2 protein-coding genes are annotated in these 1,469 nt (G+C 55.8%); both read right to left on the reverse strand.

Features of this window, described 5'->3' with window-relative positions; translation table 11 throughout:
• Positions 1 to 428: hypothetical protein (locus ACIQ2D_RS21955; protein WP_402867414.1), on the reverse strand; the 428-nt coding region annotated here is incomplete at its 3' end.
• Between the two features lie 790 nt (positions 429 to 1,218).
• Positions 1,219 to 1,469: hypothetical protein (locus ACIQ2D_RS21960; protein ID WP_402867415.1), on the reverse strand; the 251-nt coding region annotated here is incomplete at its 5' end.

Raw genomic sequence — 1,469 nt, forward strand, 5'->3', positions numbered from 1 at the left:
AGTTCCGTGACAGCTGTCTTTATTACCTGAATTTCTGATCCGTCACACATAATTAAAGTGATTCCGATCCACGAGGGGTTGATGCCGGTGAGCTTGAGTAGGGATACGGGAGTTCCGTTGACTTCGATGTACCTATAGTCCCCGGCTGCAAGCAAAGCTAACCTCACTGCATTGGCACTTTGCGTGTAAGTGTGGGAATCAGAGTCAGTTTGATTGATCTCGAACTGTTTCCGTGCCTCGACGAGTTGGATGGTCTTTGTATCGAGGTCTGCGATGTCGCCTGGGTTGAAATATCGGTCGAGGCAGCGAATGCGCTGGTTGAGATGAATCCGGGTGCGCTTGGTCGCCACAGGGGTAACTCCGTTCGTGTAGTCGTCAATTCCATTGTATTGCAATAATTCGGGAGCAGCGCGCCGTAGCAACGTCAACGTGACGCCCCGAGGACACGGAGTTGGAGCATTGTTAGAGCTTGTGGTCGACGGACGGATCGGCAAGCGGAAGGTCGCGGTTCCGCCAATGAACGTCGCGCCAGATCAGTCAGGGTGGGAGATACGCCGCTCAGCCGCGGTGAACCCTGCCCGCAGATTGCTCAGCCACGTTCGAATGTATAGGGCCTCGTTGGAGATTTCCGGTGTTTACGGCGCTGCCATAAAAGTTGTCTGATTCTTGCTTGTCGAAAGCTCGGAAACCGTTGCAAGCTCGACAACTGCTGCCAAGCGACTGAGCTCCAACTGTGTTGCGGTTTCTCGCCATGATTAGGAAATGTCGTGGTCATCGACCCATTCGAGTTGTTCGAAGTCACCAGTTTCGAGTTGAGCATAAGCACCCAGCCGAATTCTCGCGGTCTGCGTTCGAGTCACTATTGCAACTCAATTCTTCGCGCGAGCCGCTTAGGGCTGTTTTTCTACTTCTCGGCGCTGGCATTGGTGGTCGTAGAGGTCGGCGTACACCGACCCGAGTTCGGCGCTTCGGGGAAGTCCTCGCTTGGCTCTTCCGCAGTTCCTTCGAGTCGGGCGGTGGCCGTTTCGACTTGCCAGGCTCGCGTGTCAAGCACAGCGGACACTTCGTTGACCAGGCGTTCGACACCGCTCACGATGGCGCCGGTGAAATACCCGAACGCTCCCTCCCATCCTTGTTTCGCTTCGTCCCGCGCTGATGTACAAGTACTTTTGCGCAGTCATAGAGAAACCGGAATACTGCGGGCTCCATATCGAACCCTTACGTGGTTTGACCTCCTCGTAGTAGCTGGCGATCTCGAACGGGCGGCCCCAGTTTCGTGCCGTATTGCGCATTGCGGGTCCGACTTCCGCTTGTCCGGCATGTGATGATCTCTGCGAGTACATCGCCAGCGTGAGAGGGATTGCGATCAACGATCATCGTCCAGCATCTGCCGATGTCGCATTGACGGTCGCGTCGGCCACGGTTCTCGGTGTCACTGTCGGCGTTCTGCTTGCCGAGATGGTTGTCGG

The organism is Lysinibacillus sp. NPDC097287 (genome assembly GCF_044761695.1).
In the GTDB taxonomy this organism is placed as follows: Bacteria; Bacillota; Bacilli; order Bacillales_A; family Planococcaceae; genus Lysinibacillus.